This is a genomic window from Bradyrhizobium sp. BR2003, from assembly GCF_009720285.1.
GTDB classification, from domain to species: Bacteria; Pseudomonadota; Alphaproteobacteria; order Rhizobiales; family Xanthobacteraceae; genus Bradyrhizobium; species Bradyrhizobium elkanii.
In genome coordinates this window covers 292,591-319,294 of the sequence record NZ_SMYJ01000008.1, presented here as the reverse complement: position 1 = coordinate 319,294, position 26,704 = coordinate 292,591, and the positions used below count along the sequence as shown (strand labels likewise).

The following is a 26,704-nucleotide window of genomic DNA, read 5'->3' as shown; positions in this document are numbered from 1 at the left end:
CGAACTATGAAAGCAGGACCTGACATCTCCCGGATCGCCGCTTTGGTCGGCGATCCGGCACGTTGCAACATGCTGACCGCGCTGATGACCGGCCGCGCGCTGACCGCGAGCGAGCTGGCGCAGGAGGCCGGCATCACGCCGCAGACGGCGAGCTCGCATCTTTCCAAACTCGAGGCCGGCGGGCTGATCGAGCCCGAGAAGCAGGGCCGCCACCGCTACTACCGCCTCTCTGACCCCGACGTCGCCGACGTGCTGGAAGGCCTGCAGGGCATTGCCGCCCGCGCCGGCCATATGCGGGTGCGCACCGGGCCGAAGGATCCGGCGCTGCGCCGCGCCCGCATCTGCTACGACCATCTCGCCGGCGATCTCGGCGTGCAGATGCTCGACAGCATGAAGCGGCAGAAGCTGGTCCGCCAGAGCAAGCAGGCGATCGAGCTCACCGGCGAAGGCAAGCGCTTCATGGCCGAGGAGTTGCAGATCGATGCCGATGCGCTGACGCATCCGCGCCGTCCGGTGTGCAAGGCCTGCCTCGACTGGAGCGAGCGGCGACATCATCTCGCCGGCACGCTCGGTGCTGCCATGATGGATCGCTTCACGGAATTGAAATGGGCCGCGCGCGATGTTGCGCCGGGCAGCCGCGTGGTCAATTTTTCGCGCAACGGCGAGAAGCGATTCGCCGCGCTGTTCGGCCCGGACCAATAGCGGCGCGCCTTCGGGCAAGCGTCGATGAATCGCCGGTCTCGCTTGCCTCGCCTTCCGATGCATTTCGCACGCTCGCCATTGGCGCGCGGCTGCCCGCGTCCGCGAAATATTTCGAAGTGATGCTGAGCCGGCTTGCGGCGTGCTGACGCAGCTGTGAGCTGCAACATTCATGTCGCATTCAGGCCGCAACATTATGGTCGGCGACATCGGGCACGGCTTCTGCAATGATCCGGCCGGGCGAATCGTTAGACGAACGTTTGTTGCGGTGCCGCAGCGCGGCCCAAATAAAAAAGGAGAAGACATGAAGTATCTTTTTGCTGCAGCAGTTTTGCTGACGACCGCATTCGCCGGCATCAGCGCCGCTGATGCCGCCGGTGGCTGCGGCCCCGGCTGGCACCGTGGCCCCTATGGCGGCTGCGTCAGGAATCGCGGCGTCGTCGTCGCGCCGGGCGCCGTTGTCGTGCGTCCGCCGGTCGTGGTCGAGCGCCCCGTCGTGGTGGCGCCGCGTGTCCGCGCCTGCCCCTACGGCTTTGTCTGGCGCTACGGCCGTTGCCGCCCGATCTGATCGCGGCAGATTCCGAACTAACAAAACCCCGCCGGTAGCGGGGTTTTTCTTTCTTTTGTCGCGGACTAAAGCACGATGAATCGTCATTGTGCTTTAGCTCATTGTTTGAGCATGACCTTATCGGAAAGCCGCTTCGCACTTTTCCGGATCATGCTCTATCACCAGCGGCGCCAGTGATGACGGCGCCAATGGTGGCGGCGCCAGCCCCAATGCCTGCGGTGCCAGTGCCGGTGACGCCAACCCCAGTGGCGATGATGCCAGCGTACTTGCTCGGGCTTCATGCGGCCGACCTCCTCGCCCGTGGTGACGGCGGGATGCGCATCGCCAGCCGCCGGCGCGCGTGCATCCTGGTTGAGAGGAAGCGGCGCGAGCGGCGCCGCCTGCGCCGTCGCTGCGAACGTGACGGCTCCGGCGGCGACACCGAAGGCCATCTTCATAAAATCCCGGCGTTCCATGAGCGTTTCCCTTTGTTGCTGAATTGGACCAACCGCGACGAGTTTTTGCCGCGCGACCTGAACGCTCGCTGAACTGCGCGTTCACGTTCATGGAACTCGATCCATCGTCATGGGTCACGCAACCATCATGCCGCCGTCGCCTCCTCCGCCAGCACCAGGAGATCGCGCGTCCGCGTCACCTCCGGCCAGTCACGGTTGAAGTCGGCTACCAGCCGCTTCATGTCATCGCTGTTCACCGCGCGCTCGAGCGCCTTCTGGTCGGCGAACTGATAGGTCGCCTGGTGCAGCGACGGGTCACTCAGGCTCCAGCATCGCCAGGCGCGCTCGGCGCCGAACGATTTCATCGCGTCGGGCAGATGCTCGCGCGAATACCAGGCATCGAAGGCGGGACGCCTTGCGGCGTCCATAACGGTGGCGCGGACGACGAAATAGGCTGCCGGCATTGTTTCCTCCATGGTTTCATTTCGCACACGCGGCCGGTCTATGCTCCGTGATATGTCGGCCTGCTGACAATGCCCGATCAGGGAGATCACCCATGCTTGCCCGTCACCGCACCGCCCTGCTCTCGTTCCTGTTCGCCCTCGGCGCCGCGCTGCCTGCCGCCGCCGAGGAGATCGCGCTGCCGCGCGAGGCGCAGCTCGGACCGCGTCCGTTCTATCTGGTCGACAAGATGAAGGACGGGCCCCTGAAGCAGCAGCTCAGCCAATGCACCGGGCCGTTCCACAAGACCGATTTCTCGATCGGCCACCGCGGCGCCGCGCTGCAATTTCCCGAGCATAGCCGCGAGTCCTATCTCGCCGCCGCGCGGATGGGCGCCGGCGTGATCGAATGCGACGTCACCTTCACCAGGGACCGCCAGCTGGTGTGCCGGCATTCGCAATGCGACCTGCACACCACGACCAACATCCTGACGGTGCCGGATCTCGCGGCAAAATGCACGCAACCCTTCAGCCCGGCCGATCCCGCCACCGGCAGGAAGGCCTCGGCGAAATGCTGCACCAGCGACATCACGCTTGCCGAATTCAAGCGGCTCACCGCGAAAATGGACGGTTTCAATCCGGATGCAAGGACGCCGGAGGACTACCAGAACGGCACGCCGCGCTGGCGCACCGAGCTCTACGCCAATTCCGGCACACTGATGAGCCATGACGAGAGCATCGCGCTGATCAAAAGTCTCGGCGCAAAATTCACGCCCGAACTGAAGGCGCCGGAAGTGGCGATGCCGTTCGACGGCGACTACACCCAGGAGACATATGCGACCCAGATGCTCGCAGCCTACAAGGCCGCCGGCATTCCGGCGAGCGACGTGTTCCCGCAGAGCTTCAGCCTCAAGGACATCCTGTATTGGGTAAAGACCGAACCGGACTTCGCGAGCCAGGCGCTCTATCTCGAGGACCGCTACGAGAAAGCAGGCCTCGATCCGAACCGGCCGGAGACGTGGAAGCCGTCGATGCAGGAATTGAAGGCCTCCGGCGTCGCGATCCTGGGGCCGCCGATCTTCGCGATGCTGGCGCTGAACGACAAGGGCGAGATCGTCCCGTCGGCTTACGCCAGGGCGGCGAAGGCGGCCGGCCTCGATCTGATCGGCTGGTCGCTGGAGCGCGACGGGCCGCTCAACCGAGGCGGTACGTTCTACCACAAGTCGGTGAAGGCGGCGATCGACCGCGACGGTGACACGCTGACCGTGCTCGATGTGCTGGCAAGGCAGGTCGGCGTCCGCGCGATGTTCTCCGACTGGCCGGCGACGACCACATTCTATGCGAATTGCATGGGGATGAAGTGAGATCATGCAGGGCGGATTACGGCCGCGCCTGCCCCGCCCTACGCACCGTGCGCGCCCGCCATGACCATTCCGGCCGTTCCGCGCGCGGCAGAACAGGACTAGCATCGCCGCCTTCCCGCCCGACGGGACAACACCACAGGGAGGCCGCCATGAAGCCAGGACAACCGGTCAAGGACGCCAGCCATCTCTACGAAGTCGAGCGCCGCGCCCAGCACGCCGCCCGCCCCGGCTTCCGCATCATGGAGCTGCAACTCTCGCCGACCCAGAAGGTGCCGTGGCACACCCACAGCAACATCTCCGACACCTTCTACGTGCTGGAGGGCCAGATGCGGCTGTTCCTGCAGGAGCCGAAGGAGGAAGTGAACCTGAAGGTCGGCGAAGTCTACGCCGTCCGCGCGACCCGCCCTCACCTCGTCACCAATGCCGGCACGACGTCGCTGACGTTCCTGATCCTGCAAGGCGTCGGCGAATACGACTACGTGCCGCTGGCGTCGGGCTGAGGACACGCGTCGCTTGCTGCGCCGTCGTCCCTGCGGAAGCAGGGACCCATAACCACCGCGTTACGTTGTTGAGGCAAGCTGTGGCCCCAACGTCTTGCAACAAGATCGAGCTGTGGTCATGGGTGCCGGGTCGCGCTGCGCTTGCCCGGGACGACCCAAGGATAGAAACCGATTCACATCTCAAACAGCCTGTACGGTATCATCACCCGCGCATGCGGATGATCCAGTATTCCAGAGGCGCCGGTGCTTGAGCCGAGAGGCCGCGGCGTACTGGATCGCCCGGACACCGAAGTGAGTGCACGATCTTTCCCGCGCGTCGTCCCGGCGAAGGCCGGGACCCATACGCCGCGGCGTCTGTTGTGAACGGGACTCGTCGTTCCACCATTGGACAGCAATCACCATTCGTGGTTGGGTCCCGGCCTTCGCCGGACGACGGCGAGTTTGTGGCGCGGCCGGTGAATCATGAGTTTGCATTCTCGCGACATCTTTCGCCCGAGCTTTGCATTTCGTTTCGCCCTCTCCGCTAGCAGAGGGCGCAGGGAAAGCCGGGTGCCGATCGCACCCATGGGCCCCGAGCAATGGGTAGCAAGCTCGGGGTAGGACCACAGGTGTAACCAGAAGCAACCCGACCTTCCCTGTGCGATGGTCCTCCGTCGGAGTAATTTGTCGCAGGCGGCGTAAGCGGATTTGATTTGCATCGAGGCAATTCAGCTGCGCGGCCAACCCGAGGGCAAACCCACACCAGCCCGTACCGTTGTTCTCCGCGCAACGTCACGCGCATGGTCCAAGTCCGATGAGCCCGCTGCAGCGCCTTAGCTCGCGGGAATTTTCTTAGCGTGTCATAGCAAGATTGAGACTGCTCCGTCCAATCTTAGCAAGCGCCCCTCTTTGGATCCCTTCGCCTTCCGCCACAAGTCTTTGGCCGCGGACTTCAGCACTCGCTTGTCTCTCGCCGACAGCTTGTAGCCAAAACCGTCATCGCCCGACCGCAAGACATAAGTAATGCTACTCTTCTCGCCGTCAGCAGCGATCGGCCAGGTCTTTTTTGTGTTAAAAGTCCTACAGCTGCCTATGCTGGTGAACGTTCCATTTTTGACACGACAACTAATCAGAAACGTGTCTGCGGGAAGCCGAATCGGAGCCGCAGTCTTACAGATGTTCTGGATTTCGTGAGTTAATGAACTTTCCGTGCAAAAACTTCATGCTACCCCGCCAGCCCTCGTAAAATATTCAAGGGGAACTACTATAAGGGACTATCAAGCACGCCACTACTGGGTGCAAGCAAAATTGCAAGAGTTGAGCGCGTTCACACTTTGAGGAAACGACGTGTTGGACACCTCACATTGGCTTCAAAGGCACATGGTGTACTAGGCGTAGGTCGATGCTGCCGATCAAACGCGCACGGCGCACCTCGGCGGTGCTGATGGCGGCCTCGGTCTGCCGCAGCGTGCTGACATTCGATCCAAGCGACACGATGCCGCCGAGCACCAGCGCGATCGATCCGAGTGCCGCAGTCTGACCGGCCCCGAACAACCCGAGCAGCGCGATCAACAGCAACGCGAACCCGCCTGCGACCGCGACCTTCGAGCCGAGAATGATCCGCCGCGATCGCTCGGCGCTCTCGGCAAGCTCCTCGATCTGCGCCTCGATCTCGGAAATCTCGTCGGCCGGCTCGTCTTCGGTCATCAGGTTCGGACCTGTCGGACTGGTTAGGCGACGGCGTTCGCCGTAGCTCAATGAGAAGGCCGAAGCCGTAACCCGCTGCGGATTTTCTGAAACGCAGATGCCAAGGATTTACATCCAGATGGCCTGATAGACCACGTCCTTAATTCGATTAAGACTCTTCGTGCCGATTGTATCGATCCTTAGTAACTCCGCATCGGTGGCATCAGCCAGTTGTCCGATAGTCGCGAAACCAGCCTCCCTCAATTTGTCCAACTTATTCCTGGTCAATCCGTAAGGATAAGTATCGCTCTTCTCCAGCTTCTCAATCTCAAGATCCAGAATCCGGAGGTCGGCATCTTCACTAAGTTCGGGCAGTTCGATCGTCTGGGCGAACCCGCTCGACACATGCAGCTCGGCTAGAGCTGCTTAATCTCGCCTTGATATCGACTAAGCGCAATCTGCGGGGTTTGTGACTGAAAGAACCCTATGTCGGTTAGACCGCCGCTCCTTGAAGTAAAATCGAGCATAGCTTCTGCCGCTGGTACCCAAGCCGTATCGATAGTGTGCGCACTGAAAAGGGCTCTGCTGACCGACTGAGTTTTAAGTTCCGGATTCCAGACATCTTGAGGAGGCGCATCGCTAGGATAGATGTCGCCAGACCACTGAATTCTATGCTTGAAGGCATCGTTGGCGTCATATCGCGGATGTTTGGCGAAGCGGTCTAGCGATCTTGATCTAAATGGGTCGAAGCGAAGAAGGATAGCAGTAAGCGCGGATTCGAGAATTGACCGACCAACATACGGGCCGAATGTGACCAGGTCTCGATGTCCCGGGTTTCCGATGAATCTTTGTGAGACACGATCGAGCTGCCCGAGGTGCACGCGCAAGCTTGCCACGCAAGGGTCTGCAGAACCGCCGTCGCTCCTTGTCTCGCAGAGAAGCGACGCCAATGACGAACTCGCCATTCATTCCCCCAACTAACTACAACGGCAGATTGTCGTGTTTCTTCACGGGGATCTCCACCTTCTTGTCCCTGAGCATCGCCAGCGCCCGTGCGATCCGGCGCCTCGTCGAATGCGGCATGATGACGTCGTCGATATAGCCGCGCTCGGCGGCGATGAAGGGCGACAGGAAGCGGTCTTCGTATTCCTTGGTGCGCGCCGCGATCTTGTCGGGGTCGCCGATGTCACTGCGGAAGATGATCTCGACCGCGCCCTTGGCGCCCATCACGGCGATCTGCGCGGTCGGCCAGGCGTAGTTCATGTCGGCGCCGATCTCTTTCGACGCCATGACGTCGAAGGCGCCGCCATAGGCCTTGCGGGTGATGATGGTGACGAGCGGCACCGTGCACTGCGAGTATGCGAACAAGAGCTTGGCGCCATGCTTGATCAGGCCGCCATATTCTTGGCTCGTGCCCGGCAGGAAGCCCGGCACGTCAACAAAGGTGACGATCGGGATGTTGAAGGCGTCGCAAAACCGGACGAAGCGCGCGGCCTTGCGCGAGGCATCCGAGTCAAGCACGCCCGCGAGCACCATCGGCTGGTTGGCGACGAAGCCCACGGTGCGGCCGGCGATGCGGCCGAAGCCGGTGACGATGTTCCTGGCGAAGGTCTCCGAGATCTCGAAGAAGTCGCCCTCGTCGACGACCTTCAGGATCAACTCCTTCATGTCGTAGGGCTTGTTCGGATTGTCGGGGATCAGCGTGTCGAGCGACATGTCGACCCGGCCGATGTCGTCGAAGCTCGGCCATTCCGGCACGCCGTCGGTGTTGTTGCTGGGAAGGAAGTCGATCAGGCGGCGCATCTGCAGCAGCGCGTCGACGTCGTTCTCGAACGCCCCGTCGGCGATCGAGGAGCGCGTGGCGTGCACCGAGGCGCCACCGAGCTCTTCCGCGGTCACCACCTCGTTGGTGACGGTCTTCACCACGTCGGGGCCGGTCACGAACATATAGCTGGTGTTCTTCACCATGAAGATGAAGTCGGTCATGGCGGGCGAATAGACGTCGCCGCCGGCGCAGGGGCCCATGATGACAGAGATCTGCGGGATCACGCCCGAGGCCTGCACGTTGCGGCGGAACACGTAGGAATAGCCCGCGAGCGCCGCGACGCCTTCCTGGATGCGCGCGCCGCCGGCGTCATAGAGGCCGATGATCGGCGCCCTCGCCTTCATCGCCATGTCCTGAAGCTTTGTAATCTTCAGCGCGTGGGTTTCTGAGAGCGAGCCGCCGAACACCGTAAAATCCTTGGCAAAGACAAACGTCTTGCGGCCGTTGACGGTGCCCCAGCCGGTGACGACGCCGTCGCCGGGGATCCTGGTCTTCTCCATGCCGAACTCGGTCGAGCGGTGCTCGACGAACATGTCGAATTCCTCGAATGAGCCCTTGTCGAGCAGAAGCTCGATCCGCTCGCGGGCGGTCAGCTTGCCGCGGGCGTGCTGCGCCTCGATGCGCTTTTCGCCGCCGCCCAGCTTGGCGCCGGCGCGCCGCTCTTCGAGGGTATCGAGGATGTCTTTCATTTGTTTCCGCCCGTGTTAGCTACAGTCCGCGTCCCGGCGCGAGGTGCGGGTCCGCTTCGTTCGGAAATGGCTTAGCACGGCCGTTTCGGAACCGGAAAGCCGCTTGTGAGCGGGTTCGGGCGCAAAAACGGTAGGATTTTCCGACATCTGGGGAGACGGCAATGACTGAGACAAGCGTGGCGGAAACCGGCGCGCCGACCGGCGGGGTACGCACCCTGCTCCGGCTGGAGGGCTTGGTGCTGTTCCTCGGCATGACCCTGCTCTATGCCCAGTGGGAGGGCTCGTGGCTGGTCTATGTCCTGCTGTTCCTGGTGCCGGATTTAAGCTTTGCCGCCTATCTCGCCGGCCCCCGGGTCGGCGCCATCGTGTACAACGCCGCCCACGCCTACCTCGCGCCGGTCGCGCTGATGACGCTGGGCTTTGCCGCCGCGGCGCCGCTGGTGCTCTCGGTCGCGATGATCTGGCTCGCCCATATCGGGATCGACCGCGCGCTCGGCTACGGGCTGAAATATTCCAAAGGCTTTGGCTTCACCCATCTCGGGCGGATCGGGAAGCTCAGCTGAACTGCACGCCGATCCGGCCCCTCCTGCGCCAGATCACGCGACAGCGCCGCTCGGTCGCCTCCATCTCCAGCACGAGGCGGAAGCTGTCGGGGATCGCAGCAGGATCGGTTGCCTCGACCGCGGCGCCGGTCGCGGAGAGGTTGCGCACGATGCACGTCATGCTGCGCCGCGCGAAGCTGAGCCGCGCCGCCCGCGCGACGTTGCGCCTGACGGCCCTGCGCTGGTCGCCGGCGGCCTCGCCGGTCGCGCCGGTCGAGAAGCCGGAACGGATCCTGCCCTCCAGCCGGACCTCGCTGTGCATGTCGAAATGCTTGAGAATGCGGCGCCTGCTTCCGACCACCGTCAATTGCAGCGACGCCAGCAGATACTCGACCTTCGGGCCATTGCCGAACGGCAGCAGCAGCCGTTCGCAATCAACCTGCCTGTCGTTAGCATCGACGGTCGAGAACACCATGTAGACCGCGCAGCCGCTCGCCGCGCATTCCTTCGCCGGCCTGAGCGTGATGCGCCGGAGCGACATCGGGACGACCTGCTCCATGGTCCTCCCGGCCCAAGCGGAATTGAACGCCTCGGCGACATTCTCGCCCTGATACATCGCGCGGAACTTGCGCAGGCGTCCCTCGCCTTCGACGGCCCACGCCACGAGTTGCCGCGGATCATGCATCGCAGGATCCGGCTTCAACTCGGCGAAAGCGGGAAATGGCCGGCCGGCGGCCAGCTGATCCCACTGTTCCAACAATGCGCGCTGGCTTGCCGACCTGATCGCGTCAGGCGCAATGAACCTGAAGGTCATAAGCCCCTCTCATGTCGCGTCAGCGCGCAAGGTGGGCAGCTCCACTTAAGGATCGCTGAAACCTGATCCGTAACAGTGCGGGACTTCGCGGCGGGCGCGATGAATTACCGCTTGGCATGGTTAGCGCGCACTTTACAGTTCGACCGAGCCACAGGGGGGAAATCATGAGGAGCCGCGAAGCGGCGTCTCGAAGCATGCAGGCCCGCCTGTGGCCTCATGGTTCGAGACGCGCGTTCCGCGCTCCTCACCATGAGGAGAGATAGACGTCAAGCGAAGCGGCGCGCGAACACCACGCAGACCACGACCAGCAGGGTCGCCGCAATCATCGACCAGGCTACCTGCTCATGCAGCAACAGTCCGGCCAGCGCGAGGCCGAAGAACGGCTGCAGCAGCTGCAACTGGCCGACGCTGGCGATGCCGCCGAGCGCAAGCCCGCGATACCAGAACACGAAGCCGACCAGCATGCTGAAGATCGAGACATAAGCGAGCCCGAGCCAGGCCGGCGCGCCGATGCCCTGCCAGCTCGGCGGCAGCGTCATGATCGTCATCACGAGCACCACCGGCGCTGAGAGCACCAGCGCCCAGGAGATCACCTGCCAGCCGCCGAGCCGCCGCGACAGCGCAGCGCCTTCGGCATAGCCGAGGCCGCAGACGATGATGGCGGCGACCATCAGGAGGTCACCGGTCAGCGACGTCGATCCGTCGCTCGACAGGGCGAACGCGCCGACCGTCGCGCTGCCGATGCAGGAAAACAGCCAGAACGGCGGCTGCGGCCGCTCGCCGCCGCGCAGCACGCCGAACACGGCGGTCGACAGCGGCAGCAGCCCGATGAACACGATCGAATGCGCCGAGGTGATGTGCTGGAGCGCGAGCGCGGTGAGCAGCGGAAAGCCGATCACGACGCCTAGCGCGACGATGGTCAGCGACACCAGGTCCTTGCGCTGCGGCCAGGGCTGCCGCAGCACCGCCAGCAGCGCGGCGCCGAGCAGCGCCGCGATCGCCGCCCGTGCCGAAGTCAGAAACAGCGGCGAGAACCCGGCCACGGCCACGCGGGTCGCCGGCAGCGAGCCGCTGAAGATGATCACGCCGAGCAAGCCGCTGCCCCAGCCGTCGATCGAAGCCTTGTCCATCGTACCTTGCTTCCCAAAACGTAACTGCGCCCCCTCGCCTCGCTCTTGCGGTCGGGGTGAGGGGCCGCCCCGCATACTCGGTAACGGCCGAACCCGTGGAGACTCCCCCTCACCCGGAGCGCATCTGACGATGCGTTCCGACCTCTCCCCGCAGGCGGGGCGAGTGAAGCGGAGTCCGACGTCGCACCGACCATAGCCGGCGAAGGCTCGCCAAGGCAGCTACAGATCAGTACAATACCGCAAAACTGTATGGGCAAAGGTCGGCATACACTTGCGACAGCAATCCGATGCACCAAAGGCGACCCGGACCACCGACGTGATGAACGCGATCCGCGCCAAGGTGGCGAGCCGCGCGCTGGTCGCCGACGACCGCCTGCCCTCGATCCGCGGCCTGGCCGCGACCATGGGCGTGTCGCCCTCCACCGTCGTCGAGGCCTATGACCGGCTGGTGGCCGAGGGCCTGATCCGCGCCCGGCCCGGCTCCGGCTTCTATGTCTCGTCCGCGGCGCTGCCGCCGCTCGCGCTCGCCAAGGACCAGCCGCAGCGCGACCGCGCGGTGGATCCGTTCTGGGTGTCGCGGCAATCGCTCGATGCCGAGACCGGCGCGCTCAAGCCCGGCTGCGGCTGGCTGCCGGCCGAGTGGATGCCGACGGAGGCGCTGCGGCGCGCGTTGCGCGGCCTGGCGCGGGCCGACGACGCCGTGCTCTCCGACTATGGCGCGACGCGCGGCTCGCTCATGCTGCGGCGGATCCTGATGGCGCGGTTTGCCGACGAGGGCCTCGAGGTGCCGCCCGAGCAGCTCTTGCTGACCGCGTCCGGCACGCAGGCGATCGACCTCGTCTGCCGCTTCCTGCTGCGCCCGGGCGACACCGTTCTGGTCGACGATCCCTGCTACTTCAATTTCCGCGCGCTGCTGCGCGCGCATCAGGTTCGCATCGTCAGCGTGCCCTATACGGCATCGGGCCCCGATATCGCGAGCTTCGAGGCGACGCTCGCCGCCGAGCGGCCGCGGCTCTATGTCACCAACTCGGCGCTGCATAATCCGACCGGAGCGACGCTGTCGCCGCAGACCGCGCACCGCGTGCTGAATGCCGCCACAGCCTACGATCTCACCATCGTCGAGGACGACATCTTTGCGGACTTCGAGCCGGAGCCGTCGGCGCGGCTCGCCGCGCTCGATGGCCTGAGCCGCGTGATCCGGATCGGCAGCTTCTCCAAGACGCTGTCGGCATCGGTGCGCTGCGGCTTCATCGCCGCGCGCGCGGACTGGATCGAGGATCTCGTCGATCTCCAGGTCGCGACCGGTTTCGGCGGCCCCAGCGCGGTCGCGACCGAGATCATCGCCAGCGTGCTGTCGAGCGGTTTCTATCGCAAGCATGTCGAGGAGCTGCGCCGGCGCCTTGCCCGCGCCCGCCGCGACGTCGGCGACAAACTGCAGCGCATCGGCGTCACACCCTGGCTGATGCCGCGCGGCGGCTTCTATCTGTGGTGCCATCTGCCCGACGGGTGCGACTCCGCCGACGTGGCGCGCGCCGCGCTTGCCGACAACATCGTGCTGGCACCCGGCAACGTGTTCAGCGCCTCGCAGACGGCTGCCGCCTTCATGCGCTTCAACGTCGCGCAATGCCGCGACCCGAAGCTGATGCCGACCTTGCAACGGGCGATCGGGCGCTAGACCAGGATGAAATTTGGGTTGAATCGGTCTCGCCGCAGACTGGCTCTACCTCTCCCGCTTGCGGGGGAGGCGCATCGCATCAACGATGCGATGCGGGTGGGGGCTCTCTCCGCGATGCGACCCGTGGAGAGAACCCCCACCCCAACCCTCCCCCGCAAGCGGGAGAGGGAGCACACCGCCTTCGCGACTGCGCAGGCAGCCAACCGACGCAGCGGCACCCTACTTCTCACCCACCTTGAACGGCTCTTCCTTGCCCGGCGGCACGGTCTCCTCCGCCATCGCCAGGATCATCGCAACCATCACGTAATTGCCGGCGACCGCGGTGAGGTCGACGATCTGCTGATCGTTGAAGATCTTCTTGGCCCGCGCATAGGTCTCGTCGGAGACTTTCTTGGTCGTGGTCAGCTCGGTGACGAAGTCGTACACGACCGCCTCGTCGTCGGCCATTTTCGACGGCCGGTTGCCGGCCTTCAGCTCCGCGATCACATCAGGCGGCAGGCCGGCCTTGGCGGCGAGCGGTGCGTGCGCGAACCACTCGACCTGCGAGCGCCACTGCCGGCCGATGATCAGGATCGCGAACTCGTTCAGCCGTGTCGGCACCGAGGTCTGCCAGCGCAGATAATAGAACAGATCGTAGAGGCGCTGGCCGAGCACCGGGCTCCTGATCATCGGATTGTAGGGACCGCCGATGCCGACGCTCGACACCTTCATGATCTGCTCGCCGAGCGGCTTTTGCAGGTCGCTGAGCTGCTCCATCGTGAGCTGCGGGAAGCGCGGCTCCTTGCTGGTGGCCGGCGCCGAAAACACCGTCGCCGCGAGCCAGCCGCCGGCCGCGGCCAGCGTGAGCGACGAGAGCCAGACTGTTGCCGAATGCATGATTCCTCCGCTTGATTTTATCGGAGGATGCTAGTCGAGCTACGTAGCGCCAGCCAGCGATGAACACGCAGATCAGGTCATCACAGCGCGACGATATCGGTGAGGCATTGCTGCGTGACGCTCATCCGCGCGTCGATCTGCGCCTGGGTCTTGCAGTCCATGTTCATCGCGAACACCGTGACGTCGGTGCCCTTCTCGGCCCAGCCGACCAGCCAGCCGAGCGAGCCGTGCTCCTTGTCGGTCAGGCCGGTCTTGGCGCGAATGACGGCGTCGCCGACTTTCGTGACGGGGAGAATGTCGCGCACCAGCTGCTGGCTGCGCTTGCCGACCGGCAGCACGCCGCGGCGCAGCCGGTCGAGGAAATCGATCTGCTGCACCGGATCGATCCGCAAATTGCCCGTCACCCAGAACTGGTCGATGCCGCCGCCGATGTCGCGGTTGCCGTAGTCGATGATGTCGAGATATTTCTTCATCCGCTCCTCGCCGATGCGGCGGGCGATCTCCTGGAACACCGGAAAGGCCGATACCGCGAGCGCGGAACGCAGCGTGTGATCCCTGTTCCAGGCCTCGATGCTGCGCGTTGTGCCGTCCCACTTGAAGACGTCCTTGTCGGGGTCCTGCACCACGCCGGTCTCGAGCGCGATCAGCGCGCTCGGGATCTTGAAGGTCGAGGCCGGCAATTTGCCGTCACCCGAGCGGACCTTGTCGCTGGCGATGATCAGATAATCGTCCACCTTGTAGCCGACGAAAGTACCCTCGGTGCCGAGATCGAAGAACCGCTTTTGCAGCTCCTCGCGAAACTCGCTGCGCTGGTAGGACACGTTGGCGAAGCTGCGCGACGGCAGGATCGTAGCGGCAGCAAGCAGACCGAGCACATGGCGGCGATGGATCACGACAAGTCCTGGGCAGGTTCGATTGACGACGATGCTGATGCCATCGTGGTGAAAGGATGGCAATAAGACTCACTTGTTTGTCGCGTTTCCTTCACGCGAACCGGTGCCCACTTCGCTCGAAAACGCGCCCGCTAGCGCGCCCGGCCCGACATCCGCAGCACGAACACCAGCACCTCGGCGACGGCCTTGTAGAGCTCGGCCGGAATCTCGTCGCCGAGCTCGACATTGGAGAGCGCGCCGGCCAGCACCTCGTTCTCCTCGATCGGGATGTCGTTGGCCTTGGCGACCTCAATGATCCTGGCGCCGATTGCGCCCTTGCCTTTCGCGACCACGCGCGGCGCGCCGGCGTGGTCGTAATGCAGCGCGACCGCGAGCTGGTTGGTGGCCTCGCTCATGATGCGCGGTCCAGGAAATGGCCGGCGCGCGCCGGCGCGGGTTGCGGCGGGCTGCCGTCGCGGATCTCGATGTCGCCTGGCGTGAGCTCGACTCTGGTCAGCGCCAGGCTCAGTTCGGACGCGCCGGCGCGCAGCTGCGCGGCGGTCGAGGGCCGCTCGGCCCACATCCGCACCGAGGTGCGCTCGCCGTTCAGCGTGACCAGCGCGTGCACCGGGCCGGCCGGCTCGACATAGAGCGTGAAGCGCGCGCGCCACACCCGCTTGGCCGCCTCGACCTCATTGCCGCCGCCCTCGCGGGAAATCTCGAACTGCGCCATCGCCGTGCCCTGCTGGGTCAGGAACGGAATCTCGAAATTCCAGCGCGGCAGCATGGCGTCGAGCTGCGGGCGCGTGCCGTCGCCGCGGTCCGGCAGCGAGGCGACCTGCAGCAGAGTCTGCCGCGCCAGGGCCGCGTCGGTGTTTTCCAGCAGGCGATGCGCGGCGGTCGCGAGCGGCGTGCCAGCGGCAATCGACGGCTCCGCGACGGCCTGGGCCGACGGCAGCGCGCCGTGAAACGGCGGCGGCGGCGTATTGCCCCGTGCGGGCACGTCGCCGGGCAGCATCTCCCGCGGCGCGGCACCCTGTCGTGCCGGGTTGCCGAGCTCGTGCAGCGCTTCCTGAATGAGATTGAGCGCGCCGCCAGATGACGGGCCGGCATCGAGCGCATTCGCGAGCGCCCCGGCGAGCCCTGCGGTGCCGCGGGTGAGATCCTCGGCAACCGGCACGCGCGCCTGCGGCAGCAGGATCTCCTGAACGTCGAGGTCTGGCGTGCCTGACGGCACGAGGCTCGGTGCCGTGGCGTTGCCGGCCAGCGCCGGTTGCTGGAGCGGTGTGGTGGACGCGGGCCTTGCGGCATCGCCGGCGCCGAGCGAGCTCAGCGCCTGGCGCAGCACGATCAGCGCCGCCTTCAGATCGGGCACGCTGCCGCTCGCCGGCGCAACGCCCGCGGCGAGCATCGCCTCCAGCAGCAGGCCGGATCTCTGGAAGCCGGCCTTGACCGCATCGCCGCTCAAATTCTCGGTGAGGCCGGTCTGCTGTGCCAGCACCTGTGCGATCGCAGCCTGCAGCTTCGGCGGCAGATTGGCTGAGGCGACCGCGGCGAGATTGGCGAACAGCGACGCCTGGCTGCCCTGCACCGCCGCCGCATTCTGCGCCGCGGCCGTAATGGTGACGCGCTCCAGCGGCGTCAGCACAGCCTTCGGTGCCGTGGCGACGGGCTGGGCGGCATCGATGGCGTCGGCCACTGCCGGCGACAGCCGTGCGGCGTCGCCGGTGTCGGGGCCCTGCCCGACCAGCTGCAGGCGGATGCCGTCATTGGTCTGCGACACCGCAAGCTGCAGGTTCTGGCCCTGCTGCAGCGGCACCTCGGTCTGGACGTCGATCGACAGGCTCGCGATCGCGATCCGCACCAGATCGGCGGACAGCACTTTCAGCACCTGCGCATTGACGACGCTGCCGGCCTCGAGCGTGAGATCAGGCGCAACGCCGTTCGCCTCCTTCGAGGCGAGCACCGGCAGCACGGGATTAATGGCGAGTGCCATGTCGGAGGTCTCGGCCAGGCGCGAGGAACGTGCCGCAGGCTAGCCCGGCGCCGTAAACCCCTCGTTAACCGGCAGCCGGCTTGAGCTCCCTGAGCACGTCCGCGGCGGCCTTGAAATCGAGCTGGCGGGCGGCGCGGCGGGCGGCGACCTCCTCGTCGACGCCCCATTTCTCGATGTTCCAGTCCTCGTCGACATGGGCGGCGACCCAGACCTGGTCTGTGTCGCGGACACCATGCGCCAGCGCCAGCGCGAGCAGCGCCGAGCCGGTCAGGGTCGTCACCACATGGAGTGCCGCGACCGACCAAGGATCGGTCGGGAACGCCGCCCGCGCCGCCTTGATCGCAGGCTCGGGCTGACTGACATGCATCACCCCCTCGGCCATCACGAAATGGGCGCCGAGCGCGTCAGCGGCCCAGAACAGGATCGGATCCCAATGCTGGGCCTCGCGCGCCACCAGCGTTTCGGGATGCCCGGCGCGATAGAACAAGAGGTCGCTGCCGAGGAACTTGGCCGCATCGTCGGCCACCTCGTCGACGCGATCGATCACCCCCTCGATCACGCTGTTGGCAAGCCGCGTCAGCGGCATGGTCACGGGATCGATGGTCTCGCCCTGCGCATTCCATTCCGCCGCCACCGTGTCCGCAATGGCCCGCGTCGGCACCGCGATCGGCTTGCCGGACGGCGAGCGGATCGGCTTGCCGTCGAGCGTGATTGAAAATCCGCCGTCGGCCTCCGCGACGCCGGCGCCGGTGTAGAACCGCTTGCGCTGGGGCGTGCGGATGTGGCGCCGCACCGCCTCCTGCGGGTCGAACGGAGATTGTTCTGGGACATCGTCGAAAAGTTCGCGCATCGCGCCGGGTAGCTTTCGTTCGGAAGGATTTCCCTGCAAGATATGTCAGGGGCAACGGCAAATAAAGCTGATGGGACGCGGCAAATTCCTTGCGGGGTTTTCGCTGGTTGCGGCGGTTTTCGCGGCCGCCACGGCCTGTGCCGGGTTCCGTTCGCCGGAATCCCTGATCCGCAACGTCTACGCGCATTATGGGCGAGGCAGCGCCGAATATTCCAACGGCCTGCCGCGTGACGAGGAAACCGCTCGCCGATTCTTCGATCCCACCATGCGCGGAGCCTGGACCGCGCTGCACGATGCGCCCTACGATTTTCTGGTGCAGAGCCCGACCTGGCGGCTCGGCCCGATCTCGATCGCAATCCCGCGCCGACAGTTCGACAGGACCGATGTGACGGTGACATTCGACAATGAGGGCCGCGCTGTCACGCTCAATTTCATCATCGTCAACGGACCCGACGGCTGGGTGATTTCCGACGTCGAGAGTCAGCACGATTCCTTACGGATGTTTCTCACGCAGTTTCGGCGGTGATCGCTGCTCCGCCGGCCAACGTCGGCAGCCATATCGGCTACAAGCTGACGCTTTGACGCTGGCGCCGGGCCGGCCTTGTCATCGGCCTACTTGTTCCGGTCACCACCAAGAAGATTCTTGTAGACCTTTCCATCCTTCATGATGACCAGGAAGTTCTTTGCCGGATCTTCGATCAGCTTGATGTTGTCGATCGGATTGCCTTCGACCAGCAGAAGGTCGGCGAGCGCACCTTCCTCCACCACACCGAGCTTGCCCGAATATGGATTTCGAAGCCCGGACAGAGCGAGCAATTCGGCATTCGTCGATGTCGCCATGATGAGCGCTTCAGCCGGCGTGTACCATCGCGTGAGGGCTGTCAGCATGGCGCCTTGCCGGTCAGCGAGCGCTTTCGAGAACAAGACGTCGGTACCGAAGGCCGTCTTCAACTTGTACTTTTTGGCAAAGCCGTAGACCCTGTCGGTGCCGGCAACGACCTGCCGCATCTTGTCCTGCTCCGCAGGTCCAAGGGCACTGGCGCCCGACAGATCGAGGAAGGGCTGTGTGCTCAGCCAAATTCCCTTCTCGGCCATCAGGCGGGCCGACGTGTCGTCCATCAAATGACCGTGCTCGATGCACTTGACCCCCGCTGCGATCGAGCGCTGGATCGCGACCGAGGTATAGGCGTGTACGGCGACATAGGTACCCCAGTTCTCGGCAGCATCCACCGCGGCACGCAACTCCGGTTCAGTAAACGTGGACACATCGAGCGGACTGAACGGCGACGCCACCCCACCGCCCGCCGTGAGCTTGACCTGCGTCGCCCCCTGCATCAGCTGCTCGCGCGCGCGGACGCGGACTTCATCCGGGCTGTCCGCGACCATGGCGCCACCTATCCTTTCCATGCGGCTGAGCATGCCGCCGATCGTTCTGGGCAGATCGGACAGCTGCCGGAAGTCACCATGGCCGCCGGTGATGGTGATCATGGCACCGGATGGGTAGATGCGAGGACCGGCGACGAGACCCTCGTCGATCGCCCGCTTGAGGGAAAAGGCCGGCCCGCCCATGTCGCGAATGGTGGTGAAGCCTCGCATGAGTGTCGCCGTTGCCTCGGCGGCCGCAAGAAGATTGGTGTAGCCGACGTCGCTGACCATCACGACCGCCGGCGTCGGGCGTACCAGCATTGCATGCCAATGCGCGTCGATCAGCCCGGGCATCAGCACCCGTCCATCGCCGGCGATCACCTGCGCGTCGGCCGTGATCGCCGCAGTCGAAATCTTCTCGATCTTGTTGTTCCGGATCAGCACATTGGACGGCCCGGACAGCGCGCCATTCTTGCCATCGAAAATGCGTACGTTCTGGAACAGCACGCCACCATCCTGCTGAGCCTGCGCCGGCCGCGAGGCGACGAGGCTCATCGCAATCGACGCAACCAGCGCCGAAACCCTGACGCTCTTCCTCAAACCTGACATGTCCACTCTCCGCCGATGGCGCATCGCGCGAGACCGTCATTGATCTCGCTGTGCGCGAGGGACCGACTTGATTTCAGCACTTGGTGAGAGTTCTGCTGCTCCCTGGAAGATCGACGACCTATTGAGCCGCTCCGGCGGCAGGCTGCAAAGCGTGGCTCAGCCATCCGATGCCATGGGACAGCAGATCGATCCCCAGCAGCAGCCCGAGCACCCACAGCCCGGTGGCCGGAAATCCGGTCAGAATGATGAGGCCGGCCAGGACGCCAAACAGCCCGGACGCCAGCATGATCCAGCCCGACTGCTGCCAATGGCCGATGCCGACCAGCATGCGCACAATCCCGGAGACCAAAAGCATGAGACCGAGGGCATAGGTCAGGAGCAGCGCACTCGCCACCGGCTGGCTGAGCAGCACGATTCCGCAGGCAAGGTAGAGCACCCCGAGCAGAAGCTGCCACACGAATCCCCCCAGCCCTTGGTCCAGAAGGCGTGCAGGATTTCGAACCCGCCGGCAACGATGGCGGTCCAGCCGATAAAGATGGCGCTGATCACGGTGAAAAGCACGACATCTCCCAGGACGAGAAGGCCCGCGGCGATCAGGACGAGGCCTAGCAGAACGCAGACCCATAAAGGCGGGCCAGGCAGCCCGCGGAGCATCGTGGAACTGTTCTCATAGGTAGCCATGTCGTCCTCCTTGATCCCAGGCAGCCATGGCACGGTCGCGCATTCCAGGCGGCGCAACCGGGCCACTTGAGCTGCCGAAGCTTATTCCTGCCGTCACCAGCGCCATCCGCAGCGGCGGCGACCTCTGTGCCACCAACAGGCCCAGCGGCGCCGGCGATGCCAGCGGTGGCGGAGGACGCGGGCGCGGTGGTGGCCGGGTGACGACCATATGAAGCGGCCGCTCCGGATCATCCGTCTTCGCCACAAGGGCATCTTCGGGGGCCAGTGGCAGCGCCCTGGCCGCCTGCGTCAACAAGCCGGTTCCGAGACCAGCGGCTGCGACGCCGCCGAGCATTCTCCGGAGCACGATGCGACGGTCGAGTTCATCCATATCCGGCACCTCGTTTGTTGTGCAGAGACCTTGCTGCCCAGCGGGCCAACATCCCGATCAGGCCGATCGCTCGCGCTCGCCGGTCGCTCCGTCGTCCGGTATTTCGCCCGGCCGGTAATTCGGCAACCGTCCCGCCGGAATGACAGCAAGCAGTGCGAGGCCGGCCATGATCAACAATCCGATCTTCAAAGCGCGCAGGCGCGCTTCGGTGTTGACCCGGACGGCTTCCTCGACCTGCTGCGGCGTACCGCTCGTGCCTTCGAGCACACTGCGCAGCCGGTCATTGCTGACGAAGGTGATGTTGCCGAGATCAACCTGGCTCTGAAGCTCCCTGGTCAGCACCGGACTGGCCGCGATCCTGCCGAGCGCGATCGTGCTCAAAAGGCAGACCAGCAGAGCTCCGGCCACCGCGGTGCCAACGGCAGCCGCCAGATTCTGCGTGGTTCCGCGCAAAGACCCGACATCCCCGGCCAACGCCTTGGGCGAAGCCGTGACCAGAACGTTGAACAGCAGTGTCACCAGCGAGCCCTGGCCAATGCCGAACAGCACGAGTCCAAGGAGAACGGGAATCTCGCTCCAATCGTTGCGCACGACGAAGGCGAGCCACAGCAACGCAACGGTGCAGAGGCCGAAGCCAAAGCGTCCGATCTGGCGGGGCGTCAGTTTGTCGTAGAGATTGACGATCAGCATCGCCGAGAGAAAGACGGTCAGATTGAAAGGCATCATCGCGATCGCCGTCGCGATTGGCGAGCGTCCCTGCACGATCTGGATGTAGAGCGGCACCGTGAAGTTCAGCGCGGCCTCGAGCGCCACGACAGCGAACAGCGCGTAGACCGCACACCTCTCCTCCGGCGAGTCGATCACCTCCAACGCCAGCAGGGGCGTCTTCCCCGCGGCCTGCTGCCGATGCGTCCACATCAGGAATGCCTGCCCGAGCACGATGCCGAGCACGATCAGGATCGGCGCCGGAGAGACGCCCAGCAAGTCAAACGGCGCGTTGGGGGTCGCCAGGATCACTCCCCAACCGTTCAGATTATTGAATCCGAAGCTGATGAAAATGATTGCGCTCGCAGCCAGAGCGACGCCGATCAGATCAATCTGGACATCCGCGCGACCGCGGTCGGGCCGCAAGCGAAAACTCAGAGCGAAAGCGATCGCCGAGGCGACGATGAGAATTGCAAACGCCGGGCGCCAGCCGATATAGGTGCCGAGCAATCCACCGACGACAAATGCCAGCACGCCGGCGGCAGCCCTTGCCGAGCCCAGCGCACCAAGGGCAGTCGCCTGCTGGCGTCCAGCATAATTCTCGGCAATCAGCGCGACGAGCGAGGGCACGATGACCGCGCCCGCAGCGCCGCAAAGCGCCTGAGCGGAAATCATGACGGAGGCCGTCGGGCTGAACGTCATCGCGATCTGCGCTATCAGGAAAAGCACGACGGCAGCGCGAAATACCTGCACCGCCCCGAACCTTTGTGCGAGCTTGGCGCCAAGCATCACGAACCCGGCCACGAGCATCGAGTACGCCACGATTCCGGTCGCGACCGTGGTCGGCGGCACGCCGAAGCTGGCCACCATTCCCCCCATCGCAACCGGCAACGACGCGACGTTGAACGACATGATCATCTGGCCGACCGCAATCGCGATCATGGGTACCCATGATGCGCGCTCTTCCTGTTGAATGTCGCCGATCGAGATCGCTTGCGTTGCCATCGCGTCCTCCAACCTGCCCGGTGTTGCGATCGATCGAGCGACAGCTCGGCCGATCCTCACAGCATCTGGTTTCACTCGTCCGGTTGGGACACGAACAGATCCATGCCCAGTCTCTGCGACAAGAACTTCGCGGCGAGCTGCCCTCGCACGCTGTTGCCGGCCGCATCCAGTGGCGGCCCGAAAGTGCCGAATCCACCTTTTCCCGGAGACACCGCGACGATGCCGCCACCGATGCCGCTTTTGCCGGGCAGACCGATGTCGTACAGCCAATCGCCCGACGTCTCATACAGTCCGGCCGTGACCATGACGGCCAATGCATAGTGGCACACGGCCGCATCGACCACCCGCTGCCGGGTCACCGGATTCACGCCACCATCGGCCAGCGTCGCCCCCATCACGGCCAGATCCCTGGCGCTCACATTCAGCGAACACTGCCGGGTGTAGAGATCGGTCGCCTGCCTGGCGTCGCAATAGATCCGGTCGTAGCTCTCCAGCAGCCGCGCGATGCTTCGGTTGCGAAAATTGGTCCTGGATGCCGATGCGTAGACTTCCTCGTTGAGCGAAAGCTTGCGGCCCGCGAAGCGCGAGAGGCCGTCATGGATGAATTGCCATTGCTCTTCCGCGCTCGAACCCGGCACAAGGCTTGTGGTCGCGATCGCGCCTGCGTTCACCATCGGGTTGGTGCGCCCGGCACCGTGCTCGATCGCCGCCAGCGAATTGAACGGCAGCCCGGTCGCGTTCGCGCCCAGTCTTGCGCGAGCCTCTTCAGGGCCGATGGCCTCGCACACCAATGCGAACACGAATGGCTTCGATACACTCATGATCGAGAATTCGTATTCGATATCGCCGGCGCCGTAGACGCGCCCGCTGGTACCGGCCACGCAGACGCCGAACAGTTCACTCGGCACCCTGGCCAGGGCCGGATAAACCTGCGAATTGGTCCCTTCGCTGTTCGACTTGAAGCGCAGATGCGCTTGAGACACGAGCTCCTGCACCATCTCGGGCTTGGGCAAGTGCCCAGTCGAGATGTAGGGCCGCTCCGCTTGTTCCGCGATCGAAGGCGGCCACATTGGCACTCCTTCCGGATTTCGACCTTATTGCTTCAGGTCTTCTAGTCGGCAACCAGAAGTAGGCTCCCAAAAAACTACGGAGTCAACGATCCGCTCCCACAGCCTTTGCAATGCTTGCGTTGGTCCAGAACACTTTACGACAAATGCGCTGAAGGCGTTGCGGATCGCGGAATTGCAGCGCCGTTGCGCGATGAGACACTCGATATAGTCATGCGACGTTTCGGCGCGGCTAGGTAAGCAAGATTGTCCAATCGCCCGCGACGCAATTGAATCAAAAAGTCATCTGCAACGAGCGATTTCCATCGTGGGCCCGCGAGAGTACGATCATCGTGTGCGGGTGTGAGCCCGCTGCTTGGTCCAAGCAACACTGGCCCGCGGCGATGTTGGAATGACCGCATCACTTGCAGAGTGAGGTTGATCATGGTGGCGCGCGCAAGCGACGGACAGCTTCTGCTGGTAAAGAAGCTGGGTGGGCTCATCGCTATCGTTGTTGGCTGCTTGCTGACAGCAATCGGTGTGACATTCGAATCGACAAGCACAATTGTCGTCGGTGTCCTGCTTCTTGTGCTCGGGGCAGCCCTGCTCACGCTCAAGATCATGAGACGCAATCAAAGTGGTCCGTTTGGATAGCCAAACAGATTCGCACGTTTGACTCGTCATACCCGGGCCTGTCCCGGGCATCTACGTCTGCGTTTCATGCAAAGAAAAACGTGGATGGCCGGGACAAGCCCGGCCATGACGGTGCAGAAAAATCAGTTCTTTCCTAGTGCGATTACCCTGCCCTAATCCCGGTGGTTGGCGCAGGATCGCGAATAGGCGGCGCGCTCGGCCTGGTTCAGGCCGGCGGCGGCGGCTTCGTCGAGGCAGCGGCTGATGCGGTCGCCGAACGAACTGCGCGGCCGGGAACGCAGGCTCGGCTGCGTCGGTGCATCCATCCGCGGGATGGCCGGCACCTCGATCCGCGGCGGTGGCGGAGGCTGGGGCACCGGCGGGTCCCACATCGAGCGGCCCGGCGGAGGGAATTGCGCGCTCGCCGCACTCATGGCCCAGAGCAAAACGCTGCCGATAATCAAGGATCGTTTCATTAGCTATATGTCGTGACGCGGCCGCAACGGTTCAAGTGAACGCACCATGTGTCGACGCCGCCCCCGAGATGCGAGTTCCCCGTCCTCGTCACGGCTTCTGGTAGATCACCTGACCGGCACGGATGGTGCTGCTCACTTTCGCGAAATTGCCGACGTCGCCAAGCGGATCGCCGTCGAGCACCACGAGATCGGCGTCGAATCCCTGCTCCACCCGTCCCTTCTTCGCGGCCTTGAAGAACCGCGCCGGATTGGTCGTCAGCGAGGCCAGCACCTGCCGCTCCGACAACACGCGGTGCATCAGCTGAAATTCCTGCGTGGTGTCGTACAGCGTGGTGAAGCCGACATCGGTGCCGAACAGCACCGTGCCGCCATTCTCCGAAAACTGCTTGAGCTGGTTGACGGTCGAAGCCACCAGACGGTTGGTGACGTTCGGATCGAGCACCACGGTGGTGAACAGCGACAGTGTGGGAACGAGCGCAGTCCCCTGTGCCCTGAACCGCGCCAGCTGATCCCCGGTGTAGCTGGGTTCGCCGGGTGTGGTGTGCGCGAGCACGTCGACGCCGGACTCGATCACCGTCTCGACGCCGACCTTGTTCTGCGGATGCGCGAACACCGGCCGGCCCTGCGCATGCGCCACATCGACGGCTGCTTTCGCAATCGCCGGGTCCATGTTGACGACGGGCTTGTCGCCCATGAAGGCGCCGGTGAACAGCTTGATACCGTCATCACCCATCGCCAGCCAGTCCCGCGCCCATTTTGTGGCCTCCTCGGGCGTTGCGACTTCCGGAAGCTGCACCTCGCGCGGGATGTAGACGGGATGCCCGCCCTTCGGGAAGATGTTGCCGGCAAACAGGATGTCGGGGCCGGCGACTTCGCCCGCGACGATGCGCTTGCGCAGCGGCAACGTGTCCCTCGGATCGGAGCCGAGATCCCAGACCGTCGTAAAGCCCCAGCGCGTCAACATCTCCTGCATGTGCTGCGTCAGCGCCGCGGCCGGCGCTGCGCCGGAGTTGCGCCAGACATTCTGCGTGAAATGGACATGACTGTTCCAGAAGCCGGCGACGATGGTCTTGCCGCTGCAATCGATCACGCGCGCATCCGGCGGCGCCTGGATGTCGCCGGACTTGCCGACCGCGCTGATGACGCCGTCGGTGATCACGATCACCGCATCCGGCAGCGCTTCCGCATCGGCCGATGCGTAGAGCGTGCCGCCGCGGAGCACGATGGTCTCGGCCTGCGCGGTCACCGCGGCGACAGCCGACCCAATCAGGAAGAGCGTGACGCGCAGCCAGGTGCCGATCATGGAGAGTCTCCGTTGCAGGCCGGCATAGGCCGGCGCGCGAAGATAGCCGCAAGGCGCGGAGCCGTTTGATCGTTCTTGCTGTCCGCGCCGGATAGCGGCGCCCGCCCGTCACTCCTCCGGCGCGTTCTCGATCGGGTCGAAGCGGTCGGCCTCGAGCCCGAGCAGATTCCAGGATTGCAGCATGTGCGGCGGCAGCGGCGCGGTGGCATCGATCACGCCGCCGCGCGGGTGCGGAATCACGATACGGCGGGCAAGCAGATGCAGCCGGTTCTGCAGGCCGCCGGGCAGCTGCCAGTTCTCCTTGTTGAAGTATTTCGGATCGCCGACGATCGCGTGATCGATATGCGCCATGTGGGCGCGCAGTTGATGGGTGCGGCCCGTCACCGGCTTGAGCGAAACCCAGGCGAGCTTGGTCGCCGAGGTCTCGACCACGGCATAATAGGTCACCGCGTGGCTCGCGCCCTCGTCACCATGCTCGGCGATCCGCATGATGCTGTCCTCCTCGCTCTCCTCCTTCGCGAGATAAGTCGAGATGCGGCCCTGTTTCGGCTTCGGCACGCCGGCAACCAGCGCCCAGTAGATCTTGCGCGCGGAGCGATGGCGGAATGCGCCGGTGAGATGCGTGGCGGCGAACCGCGTCTTGGCGACCAGGAGGCAGCCCGAGGTCTCGCGGTCGAGCCGATGCACCAGCCGCGGCTTCTGCCCCTTGGCGTCGCGCATCACCTCGAGCATCTGGTCGACATGGCGCGTCATGCCGGAGCCGCCCTGCACAGCGAGACCGGCCGGCTTGTTCAGCACCAGCACGTCGTCGTCTTCGTAGAGCGTCATGTCCTTCAGCGCCTGCAGCGTCTTCGCCTCGGCCTCGGAGAGCGCGCCTGAAGTCTTCGGCGTGTCGAGCCGCAGCGGCGGAATCCGCACGCTCTGGCCCTCCTCGAGCCGGTCCTTGGAATCGGCGCGCTTGCCGTTGACCCTGAGCTCGCCCTTCCGCACGATGCGCTGGATATGGGAGAACGAGAGGCCCGGAAACCGCGCTTCGAGGAAACGGTCGACGCGCATGCCGTTCTCGTCGGCAGTGACGACGACGGTCTGGACCTTGGTTGGCAATGGCTGCTCGGCCGCGGCAGTCTTCCAGATGGCGGGCTCAGCCCGCTCCTGCCGGTCGCGGCGCGGCTCGGGCAAGCGCGGCGGCTTTCCGGCCGCACGGTGCGCGAACGGACGGTCGCCGGACTTGCGGTCGCCGGTCTTGCGCTCACCGGTCTTCCGCTCACCGGTCTTGCGGTCATCGAACTTGCGATCGTCCGGCTTGCGGCTGCGCTGCGCCGATCCGCCTTTGCCACGATCGCCGGCGCGGTCCCGGTCGCGGCCCTTGTCGCGCCCTTTGGCGCGGTCGCCCGGCGATGTGGTTCTCTTGATGCGGCGGCTCATGGTGATTTTTCGGCTCCAGACCTGCATTGTGCCTAGCGCAAATGCCGCGAATCGTCACGGCGAAATCGGTGTGAATCCGGTGCGGCATCGGCCATGTTCGGCCGTATACGGCAATCGACGGGGGGCCCCTGGAATGAGACTTGCGAT

The 26,704-nt window shown here is 64.6% G+C and carries 28 protein-coding genes; 8 read left to right on the top strand and 20 right to left on the bottom strand.

Going from position 1 to position 26,704, the window contains the following annotated elements:
* The first annotated feature begins 6 nt into the window (after positions 1–6).
* Entirely contained in the window at positions 7–702 is a 696-nt protein-coding gene (locus tag E2I15_RS03945; RefSeq protein ID WP_170991768.1) for an ArsR/SmtB family transcription factor, read from the top strand.
* 301 nt (positions 703–1,003) lie between these two features.
* Positions 1,004–1,267: a GCG_CRPN prefix-to-repeats domain-containing protein gene (locus tag E2I15_RS03940; RefSeq protein WP_076831326.1), complete on the top strand. Its 264-nt coding sequence runs from the start codon at positions 1,004–1,006 to the stop codon at positions 1,265–1,267.
* A gap of 158 nt (positions 1,268–1,425) precedes the next feature.
* Here E2I15_RS03940 and E2I15_RS03935 read toward each other — a convergent pair whose 3' ends face one another.
* Positions 1,426–1,698, bottom strand: a complete 273-nt coding sequence (locus E2I15_RS03935; protein WP_502707168.1) for a twin-arginine translocation (Tat) — start codon at positions 1,696–1,698, stop codon at positions 1,426–1,428.
* 149 nt (positions 1,699–1,847) lie between these two features.
* Positions 1,848–2,165, bottom strand: coding sequence for a hypothetical protein (locus tag E2I15_RS03930; protein ID WP_137483114.1), 318 nt, complete (start codon positions 2,163–2,165; stop codon positions 1,848–1,850).
* A gap of 92 nt (positions 2,166–2,257) precedes the next feature.
* On the opposite strand from E2I15_RS03930, the gene E2I15_RS03925 reads away from it, so the two are divergent.
* Together E2I15_RS03925 and E2I15_RS03920 are read left to right on the top strand one after the other, a co-directional pair.
* A complete protein-coding gene (locus E2I15_RS03925; protein ID WP_137483115.1) occupies positions 2,258–3,505 on the top strand; it encodes a glycerophosphodiester phosphodiesterase family protein in 1,248 nt (415 codons plus the stop codon).
* 149 nt (positions 3,506–3,654) lie between these two features.
* Complete coding sequence (locus tag E2I15_RS03920) at positions 3,655–4,005, top strand: cupin domain-containing protein (protein ID WP_137483116.1); 351 nt, start codon at positions 3,655–3,657, stop codon at positions 4,003–4,005.
* A gap of 1,338 nt (positions 4,006–5,343) precedes the next feature.
* Here E2I15_RS03920 and E2I15_RS03915 read toward each other — a convergent pair.
* The 3 genes from E2I15_RS03915 to E2I15_RS03905 all read right to left on the bottom strand — a co-directional run bounded on the left by E2I15_RS03915 (position 5,344) and on the right by E2I15_RS03905 (position 8,184).
* Positions 5,344–5,691 carry a hypothetical protein gene (locus E2I15_RS03915; protein WP_137483117.1) on the bottom strand — a complete coding sequence of 116 codons (348 nt, stop codon included), beginning with the start codon at positions 5,689–5,691 and terminating at the stop codon, positions 5,344–5,346.
* Positions 5,692–5,799: 108 nt separating this feature from the next.
* Positions 5,800–6,075 (bottom strand): DNA-directed RNA polymerase subunit alpha C-terminal domain-containing protein, encoded by a 276-nt coding sequence (locus E2I15_RS39680; protein WP_170991769.1) that lies wholly within the window; start codon positions 6,073–6,075, stop codon positions 5,800–5,802.
* A 576-nt stretch (positions 6,076–6,651) separates the two neighbouring features.
* Positions 6,652–8,184 carry an acyl-CoA carboxylase subunit beta gene (locus tag E2I15_RS03905; protein ID WP_137483119.1) on the bottom strand — a complete coding sequence of 511 codons (1,533 nt, stop codon included), beginning with the start codon at positions 8,182–8,184 and terminating at the stop codon, positions 6,652–6,654.
* A 161-nt stretch (positions 8,185–8,345) separates the two neighbouring features.
* On the opposite strand from E2I15_RS03905, the gene E2I15_RS03900 reads away from it, so the two are divergent.
* Positions 8,346–8,747 carry a DUF4260 domain-containing protein gene (locus tag E2I15_RS03900; RefSeq protein WP_137483120.1) on the top strand — a complete coding sequence of 134 codons (402 nt, stop codon included), beginning with the start codon at positions 8,346–8,348 and terminating at the stop codon, positions 8,745–8,747.
* Here E2I15_RS03900 and E2I15_RS03895 read toward each other — a convergent pair.
* Both E2I15_RS03895 and E2I15_RS03890 read right to left on the bottom strand, forming a co-directional pair.
* Positions 8,740–9,540: a PilZ domain-containing protein gene (locus E2I15_RS03895; RefSeq protein WP_137483121.1), complete on the bottom strand. Its 801-nt coding sequence runs from the start codon at positions 9,538–9,540 to the stop codon at positions 8,740–8,742. The two genes, E2I15_RS03900 and E2I15_RS03895, sit on opposite strands and share 8 nt — an antisense overlap.
* A gap of 266 nt (positions 9,541–9,806) precedes the next feature.
* Entirely contained in the window at positions 9,807–10,670 is an 864-nt protein-coding gene (locus E2I15_RS03890) for a DMT family transporter (RefSeq protein ID WP_137483122.1), read from the bottom strand.
* Positions 10,671–10,989: 319 nt separating this feature from the next.
* Here E2I15_RS03890 and E2I15_RS03885 point away from each other — a divergent pair, with 319 nt between their 5' ends.
* Positions 10,990–12,345, top strand: coding sequence for an aminotransferase-like domain-containing protein (locus E2I15_RS03885; RefSeq protein ID WP_137483142.1), 1,356 nt, complete (start codon positions 10,990–10,992; stop codon positions 12,343–12,345).
* Positions 12,346–12,564: 219 nt separating this feature from the next.
* Here the strand turns inward: E2I15_RS03885 and E2I15_RS03880 are convergent, their stop codons facing one another.
* The 5 genes from E2I15_RS03880 to E2I15_RS03860 form a co-directional block, all read right to left on the bottom strand.
* Positions 12,565–13,221, bottom strand: a complete 657-nt coding sequence (locus E2I15_RS03880; RefSeq protein ID WP_137483123.1) for a carboxymuconolactone decarboxylase family protein — start codon at positions 13,219–13,221, stop codon at positions 12,565–12,567.
* 80 nt (positions 13,222–13,301) lie between these two features.
* The gene (gene blaOXA, locus E2I15_RS03875) at positions 13,302–14,114 is read right to left on the bottom strand and encodes a class D beta-lactamase (RefSeq protein WP_137483124.1); all 813 of its coding nucleotides are present in this window, start codon (positions 14,112–14,114) and stop codon (positions 13,302–13,304) included.
* A 131-nt stretch (positions 14,115–14,245) separates the two neighbouring features.
* Positions 14,246–14,509: an EscU/YscU/HrcU family type III secretion system export apparatus switch protein gene (locus tag E2I15_RS03870; protein ID WP_137483125.1), complete on the bottom strand. Its 264-nt coding sequence runs from the start codon at positions 14,507–14,509 to the stop codon at positions 14,246–14,248.
* Positions 14,506–16,089, bottom strand: a complete 1,584-nt coding sequence (gene fliK / locus E2I15_RS03865; protein WP_137483126.1) for a flagellar hook-length control protein FliK — start codon at positions 16,087–16,089, stop codon at positions 14,506–14,508. Before fliK ends, E2I15_RS03870 begins: the two co-directional genes overlap by 4 nt.
* 64 nt (positions 16,090–16,153) lie before the next feature.
* On the bottom strand, positions 16,154–16,939 hold the full coding sequence (locus tag E2I15_RS03860) for an ATP12 family chaperone protein (RefSeq protein ID WP_137483127.1): 786 nt from the start codon (positions 16,937–16,939) through the stop codon (positions 16,154–16,156).
* Between the two features lie 70 nt (positions 16,940–17,009).
* Here E2I15_RS03860 and E2I15_RS03855 point away from each other — a divergent pair, with 70 nt between their 5' ends.
* Complete coding sequence (locus tag E2I15_RS03855; protein ID WP_137483128.1) at positions 17,010–17,465, top strand: hypothetical protein; 456 nt, start codon at positions 17,010–17,012, stop codon at positions 17,463–17,465.
* Between the two features lie 86 nt (positions 17,466–17,551).
* Here the strand turns inward: E2I15_RS03855 and E2I15_RS03850 are convergent, their stop codons facing one another.
* From E2I15_RS03850 to glsA, 5 genes are all read right to left on the bottom strand, one after another.
* Complete coding sequence (locus E2I15_RS03850; RefSeq protein ID WP_422109890.1) at positions 17,552–18,859, bottom strand: metal-dependent hydrolase family protein; 1,308 nt, start codon at positions 18,857–18,859, stop codon at positions 17,552–17,554.
* 172 nt (positions 18,860–19,031) lie between these two features.
* Entirely contained in the window at positions 19,032–19,370 is a 339-nt protein-coding gene (locus tag E2I15_RS39675) for a DUF308 domain-containing protein (protein ID WP_338134500.1), read from the bottom strand.
* Positions 19,286–19,567, bottom strand: coding sequence for a DUF308 domain-containing protein (locus E2I15_RS39670; RefSeq protein ID WP_349629364.1), 282 nt, complete (start codon positions 19,565–19,567; stop codon positions 19,286–19,288). The genes E2I15_RS39675 and E2I15_RS39670 overlap by 85 nt, the downstream gene beginning before the upstream one ends.
* A 454-nt stretch (positions 19,568–20,021) precedes the next feature.
* The gene (locus tag E2I15_RS03840) at positions 20,022–21,587 is read right to left on the bottom strand and encodes an MFS transporter (RefSeq protein WP_283810531.1); all 1,566 of its coding nucleotides are present in this window, start codon (positions 21,585–21,587) and stop codon (positions 20,022–20,024) included.
* Between the two features lie 158 nt (positions 21,588–21,745).
* Entirely contained in the window at positions 21,746–22,744 is a 999-nt protein-coding gene (gene glsA, locus E2I15_RS03835; protein WP_137483130.1) for a glutaminase A, read from the bottom strand.
* A 420-nt stretch (positions 22,745–23,164) separates the two neighbouring features.
* Between glsA and E2I15_RS03830 the strand changes: the two genes are divergently transcribed.
* Positions 23,165–23,374 (top strand): hypothetical protein, encoded by a 210-nt coding sequence (locus E2I15_RS03830; RefSeq protein WP_137483131.1) that lies wholly within the window; start codon positions 23,165–23,167, stop codon positions 23,372–23,374.
* A gap of 152 nt (positions 23,375–23,526) precedes the next feature.
* Here the strand turns inward: E2I15_RS03830 and E2I15_RS03825 are convergent, their stop codons facing one another.
* The 3 genes from E2I15_RS03825 to E2I15_RS03815 form a co-directional block, all read right to left on the bottom strand.
* On the bottom strand, positions 23,527–23,730 hold the full coding sequence (locus E2I15_RS03825) for a hypothetical protein (protein ID WP_246729352.1): 204 nt from the start codon (positions 23,728–23,730) through the stop codon (positions 23,527–23,529).
* A 187-nt stretch (positions 23,731–23,917) separates the two neighbouring features.
* Positions 23,918–25,132: an amidohydrolase family protein gene (locus tag E2I15_RS03820; protein WP_137483133.1), complete on the bottom strand. Its 1,215-nt coding sequence runs from the start codon at positions 25,130–25,132 to the stop codon at positions 23,918–23,920.
* 108 nt (positions 25,133–25,240) lie between these two features.
* Positions 25,241–26,557: an RluA family pseudouridine synthase gene (locus E2I15_RS03815; RefSeq protein ID WP_137483134.1), complete on the bottom strand. Its 1,317-nt coding sequence runs from the start codon at positions 26,555–26,557 to the stop codon at positions 25,241–25,243.
* Positions 26,558–26,704 lie beyond the last annotated feature (147 nt).